General features: G+C 50.6%; 21 protein-coding genes and 1 tRNA gene. 14 read left to right on the forward strand and 8 right to left on the reverse strand.

Annotation, left to right across the window (positions count from 1 at the left end; all coding sequences use genetic code 11):
* Positions 1 to 3 precede the first annotated feature (3 nt).
* The 6 genes from FWE06_04355 to FWE06_04380 all read left to right on the forward strand — a co-directional run bounded on the left by FWE06_04355 (position 4) and on the right by FWE06_04380 (position 6586).
* Positions 4 to 294 (forward strand): hypothetical protein, encoded by a 291-nt coding sequence (locus FWE06_04355; protein MCL2546411.1) that lies wholly within the window; start codon positions 4 to 6, stop codon positions 292 to 294.
* Entirely contained in the window at positions 275 to 862 is a 588-nt protein-coding gene (locus FWE06_04360; protein MCL2546412.1) for a DUF6036 family nucleotidyltransferase, read from the forward strand. The genes FWE06_04355 and FWE06_04360 overlap by 20 nt, the downstream gene beginning before the upstream one ends.
* Positions 863 to 894: 32 nt before the next feature.
* Complete coding sequence (glgA, locus tag FWE06_04365; GenBank protein MCL2546413.1) at positions 895 to 2328, forward strand: glycogen synthase GlgA; 1434 nt, start codon at positions 895 to 897, stop codon at positions 2326 to 2328.
* Between the two features lie 105 nt (positions 2329 to 2433).
* Entirely contained in the window at positions 2434 to 4806 is a 2373-nt protein-coding gene (locus tag FWE06_04370) for a glycogen/starch/alpha-glucan phosphorylase (GenBank protein MCL2546414.1), read from the forward strand.
* An 11-nt stretch (positions 4807 to 4817) separates the two neighbouring features.
* Positions 4818 to 6056: a U32 family peptidase gene (locus FWE06_04375; protein ID MCL2546415.1), complete on the forward strand. Its 1239-nt coding sequence runs from the start codon at positions 4818 to 4820 to the stop codon at positions 6054 to 6056.
* Positions 6057 to 6184: 128 nt separating this feature from the next.
* The gene (locus FWE06_04380; protein ID MCL2546416.1) at positions 6185 to 6586 is read left to right on the forward strand and encodes an Rrf2 family transcriptional regulator; all 402 of its coding nucleotides are present in this window, start codon (positions 6185 to 6187) and stop codon (positions 6584 to 6586) included.
* A gap of 87 nt (positions 6587 to 6673) precedes the next feature.
* Here the strand turns inward: FWE06_04380 and FWE06_04385 are convergent, their stop codons facing one another.
* Together FWE06_04385 and FWE06_04390 are read right to left on the reverse strand one after the other, a co-directional pair.
* Positions 6674 to 9472 (reverse strand): phosphodiester glycosidase family protein, encoded by a 2799-nt coding sequence (locus FWE06_04385; GenBank protein MCL2546417.1) that lies wholly within the window; start codon positions 9470 to 9472, stop codon positions 6674 to 6676.
* A 202-nt stretch (positions 9473 to 9674) separates the two neighbouring features.
* Positions 9675 to 9750 (reverse strand) — tRNA-Ala (locus FWE06_04390).
* Between the two features lie 68 nt (positions 9751 to 9818).
* Here FWE06_04390 and FWE06_04395 point away from each other — a divergent pair.
* From FWE06_04395 to FWE06_04405, 3 genes are all read left to right on the forward strand, one after another.
* Entirely contained in the window at positions 9819 to 10013 is a 195-nt protein-coding gene (locus FWE06_04395; GenBank protein MCL2546418.1) for a hypothetical protein, read from the forward strand.
* 231 nt (positions 10014 to 10244) lie between these two features.
* A complete protein-coding gene (locus tag FWE06_04400) occupies positions 10245 to 10601 on the forward strand; it encodes a sulfite exporter TauE/SafE family protein (GenBank protein ID MCL2546419.1) in 357 nt (118 codons plus the stop codon).
* Entirely contained in the window at positions 10598 to 10951 is a 354-nt protein-coding gene (locus FWE06_04405) for a sulfite exporter TauE/SafE family protein (protein MCL2546420.1), read from the forward strand. The genes FWE06_04400 and FWE06_04405 overlap by 4 nt, the downstream gene beginning before the upstream one ends.
* Positions 10952 to 10989: 38 nt before the next feature.
* Here the strand turns inward: FWE06_04405 and ruvX are convergent, their stop codons facing one another.
* The 6 genes from ruvX to FWE06_04435 all read right to left on the reverse strand — a co-directional run bounded on the left by ruvX (position 10990) and on the right by FWE06_04435 (position 14898).
* Positions 10990 to 11406, reverse strand: a complete 417-nt coding sequence (gene ruvX, locus FWE06_04410; protein MCL2546421.1) for a Holliday junction resolvase RuvX — start codon at positions 11404 to 11406, stop codon at positions 10990 to 10992.
* Positions 11407 to 11417: 11 nt separating this feature from the next.
* Positions 11418 to 11573, reverse strand: a complete 156-nt coding sequence (locus tag FWE06_04415) for a hypothetical protein (protein MCL2546422.1) — start codon at positions 11571 to 11573, stop codon at positions 11418 to 11420.
* Positions 11574 to 11860: 287 nt separating this feature from the next.
* Positions 11861 to 12928 carry a Xaa-Pro peptidase family protein gene (locus tag FWE06_04420; protein ID MCL2546423.1) on the reverse strand — a complete coding sequence of 356 codons (1068 nt, stop codon included), beginning with the start codon at positions 12926 to 12928 and terminating at the stop codon, positions 11861 to 11863.
* Positions 12925 to 13773, reverse strand: a complete 849-nt coding sequence (locus tag FWE06_04425) for a TIM barrel protein (protein MCL2546424.1) — start codon at positions 13771 to 13773, stop codon at positions 12925 to 12927. Before FWE06_04425 ends, FWE06_04420 begins: the two co-directional genes overlap by 4 nt.
* A gap of 38 nt (positions 13774 to 13811) precedes the next feature.
* Entirely contained in the window at positions 13812 to 14366 is a 555-nt protein-coding gene (locus FWE06_04430; protein ID MCL2546425.1) for a GNAT family N-acetyltransferase, read from the reverse strand.
* 52 nt (positions 14367 to 14418) lie between these two features.
* Entirely contained in the window at positions 14419 to 14898 is a 480-nt protein-coding gene (locus FWE06_04435; protein ID MCL2546426.1) for a YqeG family HAD IIIA-type phosphatase, read from the reverse strand.
* 48 nt (positions 14899 to 14946) lie between these two features.
* On the opposite strand from FWE06_04435, the gene FWE06_04440 reads away from it, so the two are divergent.
* From FWE06_04440 to FWE06_04460, 5 genes are all read left to right on the forward strand, one after another.
* Positions 14947 to 15723: a hypothetical protein gene (locus tag FWE06_04440; protein ID MCL2546427.1), complete on the forward strand. Its 777-nt coding sequence runs from the start codon at positions 14947 to 14949 to the stop codon at positions 15721 to 15723.
* Positions 15724 to 15800: 77 nt separating this feature from the next.
* On the forward strand, positions 15801 to 17048 hold the full coding sequence (locus FWE06_04445; protein MCL2546428.1) for a hypothetical protein: 1248 nt from the start codon (positions 15801 to 15803) through the stop codon (positions 17046 to 17048).
* A gap of 10 nt (positions 17049 to 17058) precedes the next feature.
* Positions 17059 to 17739 carry a DUF6320 domain-containing protein gene (locus FWE06_04450; GenBank protein MCL2546429.1) on the forward strand — a complete coding sequence of 227 codons (681 nt, stop codon included), beginning with the start codon at positions 17059 to 17061 and terminating at the stop codon, positions 17737 to 17739.
* A 201-nt stretch (positions 17740 to 17940) separates the two neighbouring features.
* The gene (locus FWE06_04455) at positions 17941 to 18318 is read left to right on the forward strand and encodes a hypothetical protein (protein MCL2546430.1); all 378 of its coding nucleotides are present in this window, start codon (positions 17941 to 17943) and stop codon (positions 18316 to 18318) included.
* A 65-nt stretch (positions 18319 to 18383) separates the two neighbouring features.
* A complete protein-coding gene (locus FWE06_04460) occupies positions 18384 to 18905 on the forward strand; it encodes a hypothetical protein (GenBank protein ID MCL2546431.1) in 522 nt (173 codons plus the stop codon).
* Positions 18906 to 18908 lie beyond the last annotated feature (3 nt).

Consider the following 18908-nt stretch of genomic DNA (forward strand, 5'->3'; position numbering starts at 1 on the left):
GATATGGAATGGTCAGATTATATTGTGCAGGCAGCACAGCATTCAAAAAATAGTGCCGGCCATTGGTTTCGGTATTTGCGTAAAGATATTGATAAATGCGGCACATTGTTTTCGGAACGCGAAATTGAAGCGTTGTACCATAATGAAGCCTTAACACCTTTCCAGCGTGTGTCGCTGAAAGCGGCATTTGAAGATGGCTCGCCAACACGCCAGCATATTATTAACTTAAACCGTAAAGTTGATTTGGACAAAATAGCAAAATTGAGGGCGAAATATGAAAGTATTGACGCATGATAATGGTAACGGCGCAATAGATTTTGAAATTGTATTCAGACAGTTAAATGCCGAACTAATAAAAATAGATGCGACGCTTGAACTGGTCTGTGCGGGTGGATATGTGTTGCAATTACACGGATACAGAGCAACCGCTGACATTGACGCATTTTTTATAAACAATAAGATGACTGAGGATGCTATACGAAAAGTGGGCGATGAATTTAATATTAACAAAGCCGATGAATTATGGTTGAACAACTCTATATCGAACCTGAATCCAAAGCCACCGGCTGAATACCTTGAAACTGTACATCAATTTTCTAATCTTATTGTTAAAGCCGTTGATATTCGGTATTTAATCGGCATGAAATTGGTAAGTGCGCGGGAGCAAGATTTGAAAGATGTAGCCGAGATACTAAAACGGGATAAAAATAAGCTCCCACTTGAATTATTATCTAAGTTAGGTAACATGGGGTTTGAGATTGATATATCCGTATTGCTGGATGGTTTTGAAAAAGCATATGGTATCCAATGGCTCGAAGAATTTTATAAAAATAACGAAGCCGAGTTGCGCAACTATTATTGACGAGACGGACAAGGAATATGGGAGGATATGCAATGAAACTACTCTACGTAACCAGTGAAGCCACGCCGTTTGTCAAGACCGGTGGACTCGGCGATGTGGGCGGGGCGTTGCCCAAAGCGTTGGCGAAGCAAGGCATCGACGTGCGGGTTGTGATGCCGCTGTACGCCTCTATGTCGCCCGAGTGGCGCGAGAAATTGACCTTTGTTAAATTCTTTTACTTCTCTTTGGCGTGGCGCAACTCGTATTGCGGGTTGTTTATGTTGGAAAAAGATGGCGTGACGTATTATTTTATTGACAACGAACAATATTTTAAGCGTCAAGAGCTTTACGGCTCTTACGACGATGGCGAGCGGTTTGCCTATTTCTCCAAAGCCGTTGTTGAAATGCTGCCGCATTTGGGCTGGAGGCCTGACATTATTCACTGTAACGACTGGCAGACGGCGGTTGTGCCGCTATTTGTCAAGGCATATGGGCTTGACATTAAAACGCTCTTTACCATCCACAACATAGAATACCAAGGACGGTTTGATTTCTTTTTTGCCGATGATGTGCTGTCATTGCCGCCGCATTTGCGCGAGATGTTGGAGTACTATGGTGGTATATCGCTGATGAAAGGTGCGATTGTCGGGGCTGACGCTGTGACGACGGTAAGTCCCACTTATGCGGGCGAGCTGACACACGCATACTATGCCCACGGCATGGAAACGCTGTTGTGCGCCGAGGCAGATAAATTCAGTGGTATTCTCAATGGTATTGATGTTGAGGTTTTCCACCCGTCCAAGGATAATAGCTTGTTTAAGAAATATAGCAGCAAGACGTTAAACGATAAAGTTGACAATAAGACGGCACTGCAAGAATTGCTGGGGCTGGATGTGGATGCCGGTGTGCCGATGGTTGGGATGGTGTCACGGCTGGTGGCACACAAGGGGCTGGATCTGGTTGCCGCACGGCTGGACGACATCATGGCGCAGGGCGTGCAATTTGTAGTGCTGGGCAGTGGTGAATGGGCGTATGAGCAGTTGTTTACCGAGGCGCAACGCCATTATCCCGGGCGATTCTCTTCCAACATTCTCTATAATGCCGCGCTTGCCAATCAGATCTACGCCGGTGCGGATATTTTCTTGATGCCGTCAAAGAGCGAACCGTGCGGGCTGTCACAGATGATTGCCATGCAGTACGGCACGTTGCCTGTGGTGCGTGAAACAGGCGGCTTGCGCGATACCGTGAAGCCGTATAATGCTGAAACAGGCGAGGGCAATGGTTTTACTTTTGCCAATTACAATGCCGACGAGATGCTGCAGGCCGTACAACGCGCCATTGCATTGTACCGTGACGATCCCAAGGCGTGGCGTAAGTTACAAACGCGGGACATGACAACCGATTGGAGTTGGAGCAAGTCGGCGGGAGAGCATATCGTGTTGTATGAAAAGTTATTGCATGGTGACCAGTTGACGATGATTGAATAGAATGTTGCCTTTTGCGACTATTTTGAGTATAATGGAAAGGGCGGCAGATTGCCGCCTCTACTTATGTATCAAAAATTTCAGCTTGCAAGGAGAATGAAAATAACCATGTCTAAACTAAAGCAAACCATCAAACAACAACTGACGGATAAAATATATCTCCACTTTGGGCGGCGACTCGAAGAGGCCACCAAAGGGCAAATCTGGCAAGCCTGCGCACTGGTTATTCGTGATGAAATGAGTGCTAAGAAAGTGAAAGCGAAACGCACAGGCGGGCGCGAGGTGCATTATTTATCGATGGAGTTTTTGCTTGGGCGCTCAATGACGAAAAACGCTTACAATCTCGGATTGCTTGACGATTTGACGGCAACGCTCAAAGACTTGGGCTACGATGCTGCCGATATTTTTGAAGTTGAACCCGACGCTGCGTTGGGTAATGGCGGCTTGGGTCGCCTGGCGGCTTGCTATTTAGACTCGATGACGACGACGGGGCTGAATGCCACCGGCTATTCGTTGTGCTATGAGTACGGCGTTTTTGCACAAAAAATTGTGAATGGTGAACAGGTTGAAACGCCCGATGTATGGCTGGACAAAGGTGAAATGTGGTTGCTGTCGCCTGCCGATGAGGTGCAGGAAGTACAGTTTGGCGGGCATGTTGTTGAGACGCGGCTCAATGGACGCACAAAATTTACTGTCGAGGGTGCGACGACGGTGCTTGCTGTACCGCGCGATATGTTGATTGGCGGTTACAAGACCGACAATGTCAATACCTTGCGGCTATGGGCGGCGAAAAGTCCTGTGTCTATTGATATGCCGCGATTTTTTGGTGGTGAATACGTCAAGTCACAGGAGCAAGAGGCGGCGGCAGCGGCGATTACTAAGCTGCTTTACCCCGAAGATAATCACTTTGAGGGCAAGAGCTTGCGACTGCGGCAGCAATATTTCTTTGTCAGCGCGACAATGCAGAGCATTTGCAAGCGGCATAAAGCCAAGCACGGCACATTGGAAAACCTCCACAAAATGCACGTTTTCCATATCAACGACACGCATCCGGCGCTGGCCATTCCTGAGTTATTGAGAATTCTCATTGACGGCGAGGGAATGTGCTGGGATGATGCATGGGAGATTACATCACAGTGCTTTGCTTACACAAACCACACCATACTGTCAGAGGCGTTGGAGTGCTGGCCGCAGTCGTTGATTGAGCATGTAATGCCCCGTATTTGGCAGATTTTGCGCGAGATTAACAAGCGGTATTTGCATCAAATCGGTGGGAAGGTTGACGAAAATGACCGCCGCGATATGGCCATTGTGTGGGACGGTGTGGTGCGCATGGCGAACTTGTGTGTCTTTGCGGCGTACTCGGTCAACGGTGTCAGTGCGTTACACAGTGACATTTTGAAAGAGGACATTTTTCGTCGCGAATACGCCATGACGCCAAAGAAATTTACAAACGTGACCAACGGCGTAGATCATCGCCGCTGGTTGGCGCAGGTCAATCCAAAGCTGGACGGCTTTATTCAAAAGCATCTGCATAGTGATGATTATCTGCTGAAATGCAATGATCTGGAAAAGTTGGTAAAATTGCCAAATTCGGTATTGCAAGAGTTGGCTGATATCAAACGTGAGGATAAAATTGCGTTGGCGAACCACCTAAATCGTACACAGGGTGCTTTAATCGATGAAAATATGCTCTTTGACGTGCAGGTCAAGCGGTTGCACGAGTATAAGCGGCAGTTACTCAATGTGCTGCACATTTTAACGCTGTACCAGTCTTTACGCGACAATTCGGAGCAGGATTTTGTGCCGCGGGCGTTCTTTTTCGGTGCCAAGGCGGCGAGCGGGTATTATGCGGCAAAGCGTATCATCGCACTCATCAATTCGGTGGCGAAGTTAATTGACAACGACCCGGTAGTGCGCGGGCGGTTAAAAGTTGTTTTCGTTGAAAATTATCGCGTCAGTTTGGCGGAATTGATTATGCCTGCCACTGAATTGTCGGAGCAAATTTCGCTGGCCGGCAAAGAGGCCAGCGGCACGGGCAATATGAAGTTTATGTTCAACGGTGCGTTGACCATCGGCACAATGGACGGTGCCAATGTTGAGATGTGTGAAGCCGCCGGCGAAGAGAATATGTTTATCTTCGGCTTGCGGGAGCATGAAGTCGAAGCCATTTGGCGCGAGGGACGGCATGACCCCGGCGCGATTTATCGCGAGAATAAGCGGTTGGCAAGCGTTATGGATATGATTGCCACGGGGCTGGACGTGCCGTATGAGGACATCGCCGGCGGCTTGATTCACAACGACCCGTATATGCTGCTGACCGACTACGACAGCTATGTCGCGGAGCAGGCGAAAGTTAGCGAGACGTATTGTGACGCGGCGAAATGGAACGCCATGTCGCTGGCAAATATCGCAGCGGCCGGGCGGTTTGCGTCGGATAGAAGTATTAAAGAATATGCCAAGGGCATTTGGCGGGTGTAGTTGAGATTATGATGCATAAACCGGAAATAGTTGCGCCGGCGGGTGATTTTGAGAAATTACAAATGGCCATTGCGTACGGGGCGGACGCCGTATATGTCGGCGGCAAGCAATTTAGTTTGCGTGCCAATGCTAAGAATTTTGATGTCGGTGAGCTGGCAGAGGCTGTACGGTACGCGCATGAGCGCAATGTCAAAGTATACGTGAGCGCCAATATTTTTGCGCACAATGCCGATTTTGCGGTACTGGAAGGCTATTTGCGGGCGGTGAAAGATGCGGGTGTGGACGCTGTGATTGTTGCCGACACAGGTGCTTTTGATGTTGCGCGGCAGATCGAGGGACTAAGTGTGCATATCAGCACACAGGCCAACGTCACCAATTATCAAAGCGCGACATTTTACAAGAAACTTGGCGCGCGGCGGGCGGTGTTGGCGCGGGAGCTGTCGTTGGCGGAGATCGCTGAGATTAACCAAGTGTGCCAATCGCCGGTGTTTGACACCGAGGTCTTTGTGCATGGCGCGATGTGCATGTCTTATTCGGGGCGGTGCTTGTTGAGCAACTATATGACGGGACGGGACGCCAATCGGGGCGATTGCGCGCAGGCTTGTCGTTGGCAGTATCATTTGATGGAAGAGCAGCGGCCGGGTGAATATATGCCGGTCTATGAGGACGAGCGCGGCACACATATTTTTAATTCCAAGGATTTGTGTATGATTGAACATATTCCCGCGTTAGTCGGCGCGGGAATATCGGCCTTGAAGATTGAAGGGCGTGCTAAGTCGGCGTATTACGTGGCGATGGTGACGCGCGTGTATCGGGAGGCACTTGATGACTTATTTGTGTCTGAGAGCCTGTACGAGTCGAAGAAGGCATACTATCTCAGCGAGCTCAAAAAGACGGGGACACGGGATTTTTATACGGGATTTTATCTTGGACATCAAACGGTGGGGCAAACGCTGACTTGCGATTCTTATGTCGCAACGCAAGAATTTGCTGGTGTTGTTGTTGATTATGATGCCGAAAGCCAGCACGCTGTCGTTGAGCAGCGGAACAAATTTTCGATTGGCGATGAGGTGGAGTTCTTGACGAGGACGCGCAGCGTCGGGGGCAATGCTTCCTTTACGCAAACCGTCACAGAGATGCACAACGAGGATGGTTGGCCGGTTACGTCCGCGCCGCATGCCAAGCAGGTGTTGCGCGTTAAAACAGAGCGGCCGGTAAGGAAGTTTGACATTATGCGCAGAAGAGTATAGCTGTTATTTGTAGGTGTTTGTAAACTTTTTGATAACTTTGATGGGCGATGTCGGACAAAGTGTTGACATCGCATTGTTTGTTGTGCTATGATGACGATATCAAGCGATTTTAGAGAAAGGGTGATCGTATGAGACTACAAATTTCTACTGACTATGCCATTCGGATTTTGCGGCATTTATACAGGAATGATAACGAGTTACATACTGCATCGAGCATTGCCGAGTCGATCGATGTGACCTATTATTTCTTTGCTCAAATTGCCAACCAGTTGAAGAGAAAAGGCTTGCTTAAATCGACGCAAGGTAGAAAAGGCGGCTATCAGCTGGGCAGAGAAGCACATGAAATTAGCTTATACGATGTGTATGAGTGCATTGAAGGCGAGTTGCTTATCAACCGCTGTCTGATAGAAGGCAAACTTTGCAGCCACGGAGAAACACAAGAGTGTAAAATGCATAAACTCCTCTATGGTGTACAAGACACGATGATTGCAGCCATGGCCGGAGTGACGCTTGCTGACTTGGCGGCGTAAGGTTTAGTGTTGTGCTTGAAAAAATCCCCCGCCGTACGGCGGGGATTTTTTGTGATATGTGATATGTGATAGATCATTTTGAATGGGTTACAACCTTCCAATCCGCAATTCGCGCACAGTTGCTGTGTTGTTATTTGATGATACTTGTACCCAAATGCCGTGTACCTCAAAGACGGCGTTGGGTGCGGTCACATCGCTGAGTATCGTTGATAGCGGGATGGCACCGGTGTGACGGCCAGTGCCCAAATTGCTTGCCCCGGCAATATTATGACGGATGTTTACTCCGCCCATGTTGATGGTGCCGAGATTGGTTGCCAATAGGATGCTGACGACATTGGGGCCCGAGACATCCATATCAAAGATGAGGCCGGTGTTTGTCCAGTTGGCACGAGGAACGGATACCCCTTGCGCTCGAATATCCAGCGTGGCGCTGGGCCAGCCGCCGCCTGCGTTGGCAAAGATGGTGTTGTTGCCGGCGCGTGAAGTGTTCACAACGCCGCCGCCAACGGCTTGACCTGCGGGATTGTGGGCCCACGACGCTGCCGGCACGCCCAAGAAATTAAAGACATCAGACGGCACAGGGTTGCTTGACCCGGAACGGTCAACGATGCGGAACTCACGGAACGTGACATTGCCGCCGACAGCAAAGACACGCATGGCAGATAAGTTAAAGGTATTGATGCTGCCGGGAACCGGCATATTTATTGCGCCACGCATAGCGTTTGCAAACAGCTCGGCCAGCGTAATTGAGCCGCGGTAAGTGCCGGCGCGCCCGTCACCGCTGCCGGGGTCGATGTTGCCGCCGGATAGTGCTCGCCCGAAGGCAAAGGAGTTGGTGGCTTGCAAATCATTATGGAAGAAGACGATGTTGAATGCACTTGCCGCTGTGAAATCATAGTAAAGCATTAAGTCATTCCAATCGGCGCGGGGCAGAGGTGTGACGGGTGAAATGCTGTGCGTAGCTTGAGGCCAGCCGCCGCCAATGTTGGGGAACGTATAGACGCCGCCGGCATTGGTAATCGTGCCCATCGTGCCGCTGCCGCCAGCAGCGCGTGTCCAGGCAGTCGGTGCCACATTAAAGAGATCGAAGCGGGGCTCACTTATGCGGGTGCTGACGCGGAAGTCGTGGATGGTAAAGCTGGTGCCGGCCGGTGCAGTTGTCCAAAAACGCAGCTCGGTAAGCTCGACATTGGAGAGGTCGTCCACGCGCCCGACTAAGTGGTCGCGTATATTGACACTGGCGCCCATAGGTGCGCGGCCGTGTCCGAAAGTGTTGTTGGAGTGGACAAAGCTGGGTGCGCCGGCGGCATCAAGTGCCCAAATAAGGTCGATGTCGCTGCCGGTGATATTGAAGTCAAGATAGGGGTTGGCATTCAAGTCAAATCGGAGATCCTTGAATGCCGATGCGGGAAGACGGATGAGTCGCCCGCCGCCTTGCAGGATATTCACGCGGTAGCCGCCTCCGGGCAGTGCGTTGACACTGACTGTGCCGGCTGCAAAGCCATCGGCTGTCGTGTCCCAGTCGATTAAGTCAAGCAGGTCGGTATTGGCACGGTGTGGTATTTCAGGCACTTCTACTCTGGGACTGACCAATACAAGCCCGTTGGCAACTGGGCGCTGGAAGGTTGAGTTACGCCCATCGGCATACGTTTGGAGCGTGTGGCCAATGGTCATGGTTGAACTGCCGCCGCCGTCGAGATTCCAAGCGTAGCGCAATCCCATGCTGTGCAGATAGTTTTGGAACTGCGGCATTGTCATGCCGGTGGTTGCACCGCCGCTGACTACGACCCAGACCATCGTGCCGTCAGCGCGCACACCAAGGGCGGTGCGTGCACGGGCGCTGTTTTGGCTGGGCAATGGATGGGTCGTTACTGCGCCGGCTTGCCCGGGCAGGGGTCGCCGCACACCGCCGCTGATGAGCTGATAATGTGTTGCAAAGGCTTGGTCAACTTGTGTCCAATCAACGGTTGTGCCTTGCCGATTGGTCAGTGAATGGTTAATGGTGATGGTGTCGCCGACCCTGAGTGTATTTAAGAATGCCATATCGGCGGCATTGCTGGCCGTAAGGCGGGCTTGTCCGCGACCGATGGGGGCGTTGGCCACCACCGCGTGCGCTGCTTGTGTTACGCGCAGTGTTATTTCTTCACCAAACGCCATGCGCCCGGATAAGACCTCTAAACGCACATCGCGACCGTGCCGCCGGCTTGCTTCGGCTGTTACGGTGGGGGCAAAGCGGTCGGTCAGCAGCGTCAAATCCCGCCATCCCGGATTGCCGACCGAGCGCGGACTGTTGAGCGCGGGCAACACTTGAGCTGCGCCGCCGTTGACGCGCATATTCATCACATGAGTTGGATTGTGTCCGTGGACAAAGTCGCCGTCGGCTGTCCAACCGAGCAGATAGTGCTCTTGGCCATGGTACTCGTTTGAGCCACCGGGGTTCCAGTGGCGGAGCAGCTCACCGTGTTGGATAAAGGCGCCTTGCCCCGGCACTTGCCCGCCGGTGGCCTGTGTCACCATACCGAAGAAACCGCCGTTCATTGCGGCGATGACATCATAGCCCTGCGCGGTATGATTTTGCGCCAGTTGTCCAACCGTTCTGAAGTCTTGAACATAGTGATAGCGCGGTACGCCGGCCAACACTTGTGCGTCGGCGTTAGGCGCGACTTGCAGCACGGCGACAGTTTCGGCTGTTGAGAACCCTGTGCCGCTGACGCCATTGACGTGTCGCGTGTATGTAACGCCATGGATGTTGTTTACGTTGGCCGGTGTAAAGGGCGTACCCGCAGATGATGCTTGCGCCGGCACTGAGAAAATGGGGACGAGCGAGAGCACCATGGCCAGTGCCAAGAACAGGGTCAAACCTCTTTTTGTCTTGTGATGTTTCATGTTTTGTGCCTCCTGTTTTTGTTTGTGGAATTTTCGATGCCTTTATGATATCAAAAAACCTCCTCTCAACAAAGACATCTCGACATAGTTATACACAGTATAACACAATTAGATGTCGAAGTTTAGCGAAAAATGATGAAAAAATAAAAATAGTAAAAAAAGCTAAAAAGGCTTGCAGTCTGAACTGCAAGCCTTTGGTACGTGGTGGAGATATGCGGGATCGAACCGCAGACCTCGTGAATGCCATTCACGCGCTCTCCCAGCTGAGCTATACCCCCATGTAATTAATGTGAAACACAATGTCGAATTGTGGCGCATATGATGATACGAAGAGAGGTGAAAATATATGCATTGTAGCCAAGGACAAGAACTTGTTGCCCTGGCGTCGGCAACCGCGATTGCCATCGCGCAAGGCAAAGACTCTGACGAGCTTAGCTTGCTTGGCAATTTGTTCAATTTGATCGGTGACGCGCTGGCTGTGATGGGTGATCGACAGAATATGCTGCAAAGCGGCGCGCAAATCGAACAAGGAGAAGTATAGCATAAGTTTGGGAGCTTGTCAACAGTTAATTTAAGGGCGTGGATTGTTTGTTGCCCCGCAAGATAATTTAGACTTACACCGTAATGCTGAGCAAGTAATATGGCAACATTAAAGGGAAGTTCACGCTCGCCGAACCTATCAACGAGCAAAAAAACGAGACATCAGAATGCCCGTCTGCAAGCATTACACTGAAAAAGAATAGGCGCAGAAAACGCCGCGCAAACTACGCCCATGGATAATAAATATAAAGCCGCCGTTATTGGCGCGGCGGCGGGGATTGTCAACGGGACATTCGGTGCGGGCGGGGGGATGCTGCTTGTGCCGTTGCTTATCGGTTGGCTAAAACTTGATGAGAAAAAGGCGTTGGCGACCAGTGTTGCCATTATTTTGCCGTTGAGCGCGCTGTCGGCACTTGTGCATTTGCGCACTGGCGCACCGGGCGATATATCGGTTTGGCCGTTTTTAATCGGCGGGTTGTTTGGCGGCGTGATTGCAGGGCTGACGTTTGGCAAAATAAAAAGCGCGTGGTTGAGGCGCGCTTTTGCCTTGTTTGTGTTGTATGGCGGGGTGAGGGCGCTGTTGGTATGATATGGGATGGCTTTGCCGCGCTGGCAACGGGCGTGTTGAGCGGCTGGGGTATTGGCGGCGGCAGTTTGCTGATGGTGTACATGACTGCCATTGCCGGCAACGCGCGTTTGACGGCGGCGACAGTGAATTTGCTCTATTTCATCCCTACGGCGGGCAGTTCGTTGGTATTTCACGCCCGTGAAAAGCAGGTGGTTTGGACTGTTTTTGTGCCTGCCGTAATTGCGGGATTGATTACTGCAGCCATTGCCGCGACGTGGTCGAATCACGCTGACGGGTTGTGGTTGCAGAAGCTGTTTGGAGCGTTACTGTGTTATATTGGGGTGACGGAGCTGTTGCGGAAGGAGAAGTGAAGAAGCTTAGTTTTGCGGGCAGGCATGGAAGCCTGCCTCTACAAAGGCCTATTCAAGAAATCCAAGTAATCCTGCAAAATCAAGCTGGCGGCGACGGCGTCGACGACAGCCTTGCGCTTGTCGCCGCGTTTGTTGTGTGTGTTGAGGATGTTGTGGGCGCTGACGGTGGTCAAGCGTTCATCGCGCAACACAATATTGAGACCGCGGGTGCGTAACTTCTCGACGAATTCCTGTGTGATTTCGGCACGAAATCCGTAGCTGCCATCCATGTTGCGCGGTAAGCCGACGACAACGGTTTCAACTTGATTGCGCTCTGCCATATCGACAATGGCGGCAATTAAGTTTTTGCCTTGCAGTGTCAGTGTTTGTGCTTGGCCGGCGAGCGTGCCTGTCGGGTCGGATAAGCACACACCTGTGCGCTTGTCGCCGTAGTCTATTGCTAAGATGCGGGGCATGGGATTTCCTCCTAAATTAAGTTGTCTTTTAATTTGATGGGCAGATACAAATTCATCTGATGATAGCCGAGCCCTTTTTTGATTTCTTCATCCACATAAATCATGTGACCCATTTTTCGGCGGCTTCCGTCTTCGATAAAGTTTGTTGTCGCCAGCCATCTGTCCATTTGAAGCCAAACCCGATGTGACAGTTCGAAATGCTGGTATTCTAACAACCATTACGTCGGGCACTTTCTTATCAAGCTTTTTGGTAACTTCCAGCAGCCGATGTATGTTAGAGGGGTTGCCGTTGTAATCGACATTGACAAGTCGGCGTTCGAGGTCTTTTGCCTTGTCGTAAAGCAGCTTAATATCGGTATTCTTGCTGAAGTCAATTTGTTCGATATAAAGCCTCCATTTTTTATTGAGATATGCTTATCATAAACGCTTCCCCAACGGCAGAGTCAAGGGGTATTTATAAAAGCAACAACTCTTTCGGCAGGGTGCTTAAATTATCATATCCGTTGTCAGTGACAACAAGAAGATCTTCAATGCGGATGCCGAATTTGCCGGGGAGGTAGATGCCGGGTTCGGCTGTCAGCGTTGAGCCGGCGGGCAGGGTGTCTTCTACGCCTGCGCCGGCACTGATACTCTCATGAATTTCCAATCCTATGCCGTGGCCGAAGCCATGACCGAAATATTCGCCGTAGCCGGCATTCTCGATGACTTTGCGAGCGGCTTGGTCGATGTCGCCGCCTTTTACGTTGGCGCAGACGGTATTGATGCCTGCGAACTGCGCGGACAGAACGGTGTTATAGACGCCGCGCATTTCGTCTGTCACACTGCCGACAGCAACCGTTCGCGTAAAGTCGCTGTGATAGCCGTTAACGACAGCACCCATGTCGATGGTGACGAAGTCGCCGTGCTCAATGACACGATCGCCCGGTTCGCCGTGCGGTTGGCTGCCGTTTTCGCCTGCCACTACGATGATGTCGAAAGCGCTCTTTTCCGCGCCGTTACGAAGCATATGACAGGTGAGTTCGGTGGCGACTTGCCGCTCGGTGGGGCGCTGTGTGAGCAAAGGCAGCGTTGCTGTAAATGCATTCTCGGCAATGCGCAGGGCTTGCGTGATATATTTGATTTCGTCGGCGTCTTTGATTTGCCGTGCTTTATCGGTAATTGTTTGCGCCGCTTTCATTTCGCAGGGCAGTAACGCTGACCAGCGCGTATGTTCATCAACGGTCATTCTGTCAGATTCAAAGCCCAGTGTTTTGGCGTTGGACAGCAGCTCGGGCAGCCATTCTTTGTATGACTTCTCGCGTGAGATCTCGATGACTTTAATATCGGCGGAGCAGTGCGCTTTGGCCGCTTCGCTATATCGGAAGTCAGTTAGGAAATAGGCGGTATCGGCCAGGATGAGCACAACACCGGCTGAGGCTTGGAATCTCGTGATATAGCGGCGATTGATAGGGGAGGTGAGCATGAGCGCGTCGAGGTTTTGGGCGCTCATGCCGGTGCGTATGGTTTGTAAGCGGTCGTTCATGATAGGTTCTCCTCATATAAGGTTTTCATTGTGATGGCATCTTCGGCTTGTGTGCCGGCGCTTTCACAGATGACCGTCGGCGTGTAGCCGCGTTGGGCGAAAAGCTTGGCGAGCGGAGTGAAGTCGGGGCCGAATTCGCCGTTGCCGAAAGTGAGGTGCTTGTATTCGCCGCCGGTTGTGTATTGGATTTGAGAGAAGTGGCAGTGCAGCAGTCTTGCCTTGTCAAGGCCAATGGCGGATTCGATTTCGCTCAGAATGGCGGCGAATTGCGTTTCCGTAGTCAAGTTGCCCAGCGTGCGGGCATATAGATGCCCGAAATCTACACAGGGCGCGAGTTGCGGCAAGCGCACGCATAAATCAAGTACTTCGGTCAGCGTGCCGAGTTGATTGATTTTGCCCATGGTTTCAGGACAGAGCGTGATGTGTGATAGATTTAGTTCATCAAGCATGGCAAGTGCGGTGGTCAATGTTTCGGCGGCGTTGTCAAGAGCTTGCTCACGGGTCATGCCTTTGGTTGCGCCGGTATGTACGATGACTTTGCTCGCGCCCATCCAATCGGCGGCGCCAGCGCTTTGCTTGATGTATTGCAGGTTTTTTTCCTTGGCGTCAAGGTTGGAGAGTGAAATATAATAAGGTGAGTGCACTGACAGCGCGATATCGTATGCCGCGGCGTGTTCGCCCAGCAGTTTGGCAGTTTTTTCGCCCATGCTGACGCCGCGCCCGAACTGTACTTCGAGGGCGTTTAGTCCACGAGCATGCAACCAAGCGGGTGCGTCAACAGTGGCGTGTTTTTTCTCGGAAAGAAAGCTGTCGCTGCCGCCGGCGGGGCCGAACTTTGCTGTCATGGGGTGTCCTCCGTATTGTAGTGGGATGTAGAAGATGCTTATTTTCCGGCATAATTATCAGCTGATAATTCGTATCGTATATTTTCTTTTAATACGCCATTATAAGCTTTGGGCTTGGGTTGTTTTGCCGATTTATACATATTGCATTTTATCATAACCTTTTCGCTTTGCTTATTTTCTATGTGACATTGTGCAAAGATTTTTATGATAGTATTGTTCTCAAAAGCTAGCGATATTACTTTTCGTAAAGCTTCGGTCATATAACCCTTGCGCCAATGCTCTTTTAATAAGTAATACTCCAACTCCATCGCTGAGCCGCCAGTGCCATTTATATTTATGTTTTCCACAAACGAATATCCGATTATGCCTACGAAGTCGAGAGTTGCTTGGGTTTTAATAACAAAATAGTAATGTGTTCTGTTTAAAGATTGGGCGTTTTCTAAATGGAATTTTATATACTTGTCAACATCGGAAATATTATCCATTTGCAAATGAGCTTCGTATGTTGATACAAACTCTTCTGAAAATAATTTGTAAAGATTATGATTGTCATCTTTGGCATATTCACGAAGGATAAGTCTCTCTGTTTTCATGTTTTCCTCACAAAATATAAGCTGTTTGCAGCTATAAGCGGCATTCTTTATCTTATTTTTTTCGCAGAAACGGTTTTTCCACCCAAGCCCTTGCCCGATGAAACGGATTGCTCAAATCAATTGGTGCAACGCGGATGGCGTAGAAGCCGCTGCGTTTGGCGCCGTGTACGTCAGTAAAAATTTGATCGCCGACCATGGCGATATGCTTGGGCGGTAATTGCAGCATTTCGGCGGCGCGGCGGTAATTGGCGGGGTGTGGCTTGCCGGCGTTGGCAATATACTGCAAACCCAGCGGTGCGCAGAATGCCGATACGCGCGGTTCTCCGGCATTAGACAGTACCATGAGTTTTATGCCGCTGTCACGCATGGCAGCGAGCCATGTGGCGACAGCTGTTGTGGCTCGGGTTTGTTTGTACGGCGCCAGTACGTTGTCAAGGTCGAGTGTCAAGCCTTGGATATCATGCTTACACAGGAAGTCAACGGTGATGTCGGTGATGGCGTTGACACAGCGGTCGGGGTTGAATTTAGACATATTGCACCTCATTTCTTTCATATATATGGACTGTTTGGGGGGGGAATCATGCAATCAATTTATCTTGCTGTTTCGCCTGCGGATACGGTTGCGGCGGCGGCATTAGGATTGCCACTGGCGCATATGGCGTATGCGGTGGGGACGGGATTGACATTGCGGCGTGGGGCGATCGGTACGGCTATGCGCGGCGGGTTGATGGTTATCCACGACCGGCATTACGACCGCACAGGCGGTGATGTGGAAACGCTGCGCGCGGAAATCGTACGCGAGTGCGGCATGCACCAATTTTCAGGTGTGATTTGTGATTTTGAGCAGCCGGTACGCCGCTCGTTGGAGCAGTTGGTATTAGAATTGTCCGACACGTTGCCGCGCAAGGGGTTATCGTTGACGGTTACAGAGCGCTATGCTCATATCGGGCAAGCGACATTGCTGGTTAACTCCGCCGTAACAACGGGAACGCTGCGCAAGCAATGGGAATCAAAAGCCGAGCGATACAACCGACAGCTTGCCATTGAAATTGACCCGTTGCGGCGTGATTTTATTTTATCACAGTCAGGTGAGCAAGGCAAAGCCTTGGATGTGTCTGTGCTGCAAGTGTTGCTGGCCGAGCGCAACCCGTCAGTGTTTTTCTCGGCGGAACTGTGCGCCTATTACTTTACCTACAAAGATGAGATGAAGCAAACACATTTTGTATTGTTTGATGATGCGGCAAGTTTGGGGCGCAAGATTTCATTGGGGTTGCGGATGAAAGCCGCGCCGATTTTGTTGTTATACCCTGATGTGAAGTTTATTTTGCCTGAGATATTGGCAAATGTGGAGAGATAAAGATAGTTTATCATATGTGTCGTGTGTTGGCAACACTATACTTGCCATGAATTGACATATTATGCTATACTGTCTGTATGAGAAATGCTCCCACAGACTGGCTGCGGCTGGATAATGCCGCCAAAATTTATCCCGCGACGCACACCGAAGAATGGAGTGCGGTGTTTCGCGTGTCTGTTACGCTGACGCATGAGATCGACCCACTTATCCTTGATCAATCTATTGCGGCATCGTTGCGGCGATTCCCGTCGCTGTATGTGCAAATGCGGCGCGGGCTGTTTTGGTACTTTTTGGACAAGCCGCCACAAAGCCTGCAAGTTCGAGCCATGCGGGAGAGTGAGCCGCCGTGCCGTCCGCTGCGTGACGCCGAGGGTGTTGTTTTTCGCGTATTGTATTATGGCAAACGCATCTCAGTGGAATTTTTCCATGTGCTGACTGATGGGCTTGGTGCGTTGACGTACCTGAAAGCCTTGACGGCTGATTATTTGACACGCATGGGATTGTTGGACAAGCCGCAGGAGGGCATTTTATCCCTCAACGAAGACCCCATGCCGCGGGAGTGGGAAGACAGTTTTTTGCGCTATGCCGACCCACATGCTAAGGGAAGCTGGGCAGAAACACCGGCATGGCAAGCGCCGGGGCAGCCGTTGTGTGACGGGGCGTTGACGCAATGTTTGATGTCTGTTGCCGAACTCAAAATGGCGGCAAAGGCAAACGGTGTGACGATTACCGAATATTTGGGCGGATTGATTTTATATGCCTTGCATAGCCACTGTACGGACAATCGCCCGGTAAAGTTGTCCGTTCCCGTCAATCTGCGCAAGTTCTTTCCGTCGAAAACATTGCGCAATTTTTCGTCTTATGTTAACGTAATGTTGAATGAAAATGCTGAAAACATGGCGGATGTTTGTGCAGAAGTCCGCCGCCAGTTGCGCGAGCAAGCAACCAAAGAGACGCTGCGGCATCGCATGAGCTTGAATGTCAACAGCGAGCGAAATGTGTTGATACGGCTTGCGCCGTTGACGGTTAAAAACATGGCACTTAGGGCGGCATTTGTGCTGTACGGTGAGCGGTTGTTTACCAGCACGTTGTCGAACTTGGGCGGTGTGGTGCTGCCCGACGATATGGCGGCACATGTGGAGTATTTCGATATGGTGATAGGCATGCCTCACCAGAACGCGCATACATTCGGCGCGGTGAGTTTTAGAGATACGTTTGTGTTGTCTGTTACGCGGCGTATAGCCGAGTCGTGGCTGGAGCGTGATATTGTCGGATTGTTGCGGCATGATGGTGTAGGGGTTCAGTTGATTAGCAATGGATCGTGAGGTGTTAGTGATGAGGTGTTGTAAGCGTTGTGATGTAAATATTCTATCGGAGCAAAAGGCCTGCCCGTTGTGCCATGACCCGATTGATGGGTGTAGTGCGCTGCGGCGCGCTGACGAGGGCAACGCACCTTACTATCCTAAATATACTAAGCCTAAACGTCGGTTGATGTCGTTGTTGCGTCGGAGTTTTGCTTTTGCGTCGTTGGCGGTGGGGCTGATTTGTACAATGCTTGATTTGCTGACGGGACTGCATGGATGGTCGATGATTGTGGCAGCAGGCTTGGCGGCAGCTTGGCTGACAGCGGATTTTGATGCGTTTCGGCGCAGCTGGCTGATGGCTGTGGTGCGGACGAGTTTGGTCGGGATGTTTATGGCGTTTATTGTCGATATGCTCGACTTTTATCCCGGTTGGTCGCTGAGTTGGGTTATGCCGTGGACATTGATCGGGCTGGCGACATTGTTGGTGGTATTTATTTGTATCAATCCTACACGGCTGTACGACAGTGCGATGTACTTACTCCTAATGACGGCAATTGCCTTGGGATTGATGGCTTGTGGCTTGGTTGGGGTGTTTGCGCCTGTTTGGCCGGCGTACATTGCGGCGGTGTATTTGGTGCTGGTGATGGCATGGTTTGCGTTGTTCGGAAAGCGGTCGATGCGGGGGGAGATTGTCAAGCGGCTGCATATATGAGGCCGTTTGACAACACATGCTGTCCGGTGTTATAATAATTCCATACATTGAGGGGACGGCACCCATCACAGCAAACAGAGAATGTATTTTATACAAAGACGTAACCTGTCTTTGTCGTATTGCGCGGCAGGCACAGGGTTTTATAGAAATTGGATAGCTTTTGTGCCCTGCCGTTATTAATATAACGGAGGTTTTATTGTTATGGATAAAGTTACAAAATTTGATAACATCGTCAATGTAATTGATGTTGACGATCAACCCAAAAATCACACTTATTTGCGTCGCGCCAGAGGGCTTGTTAAGGATGGGCGCGCCGAGTGGGTGGGCGAGAAGACGATACGGATGCTCGCGCCAACATTGCAAAGCAACCCGCAGACGTTTGCTGAATACCTGGCCGAGAAAAAGAAACCACAGACTTATATCGACAAGCAAGTGGGTTTGTTTGATACGTTTAACGCTATGAATGTGTCAATCGCCGAATTTCTCAACCACATCGAGCGTAATGGCATTAAAGGTGACGGTGTTGGCCGGGGTAGCGGTGCGCTCAAAGCAGGGCGTCGAATGCCATTGCCGTGCTGAAATCATTCCGCAAGACACGGCGCAGGGAATGCTGCAAGTGTCACAGAAACGACGCTTATCCTTGTATGGACGATTGCCCACAGTCGTACGTGTCTAACCATTTTCTGTTCGGTTTGGCTTCGTACCGTTATGTTCAAGCGTTTTCGTCCGAAAAGCATGATACCGAAATATTTTTCAAAGCATTCACAGACGGTGCGCCGGAGGAGCTGCGGAAAATCTTGTTTTATTTACACGGTGAAGCCGGCAATCACGGTTATCGTATAAAGCCATGGACGACTTGTCACGGCGGAAGTTTGCGGTATTTTAATTATGACGATAATTGGGGTAGCAAGACTTGGCTGCCTGTGGGGCGCGGCACGTATTGGGGTGATGCTTACTACACAATGCAAAGCGGCAAATGGGCGATAAAAGCTATGCCGCTTTTCAAGCGTATATTTGAGAAACATCCCGACAAGGCGACCGAATTGCGGCAACGATTTTCCGAGGCGTTTTGCGGCAATGAAATCTGCTTTAACAACCCGAGTCTTGATGATGTGACGTTTATTTTGGAGTGCTATAAATTAGAGCATAATATTGAGTCTTTGTAACGT

The sequence above is a fragment of the Oscillospiraceae bacterium genome (assembly GCA_009780275.1).
Classification (GTDB): domain Bacteria; phylum Bacillota; class Clostridia; order Oscillospirales; family UBA929; genus WRAI01.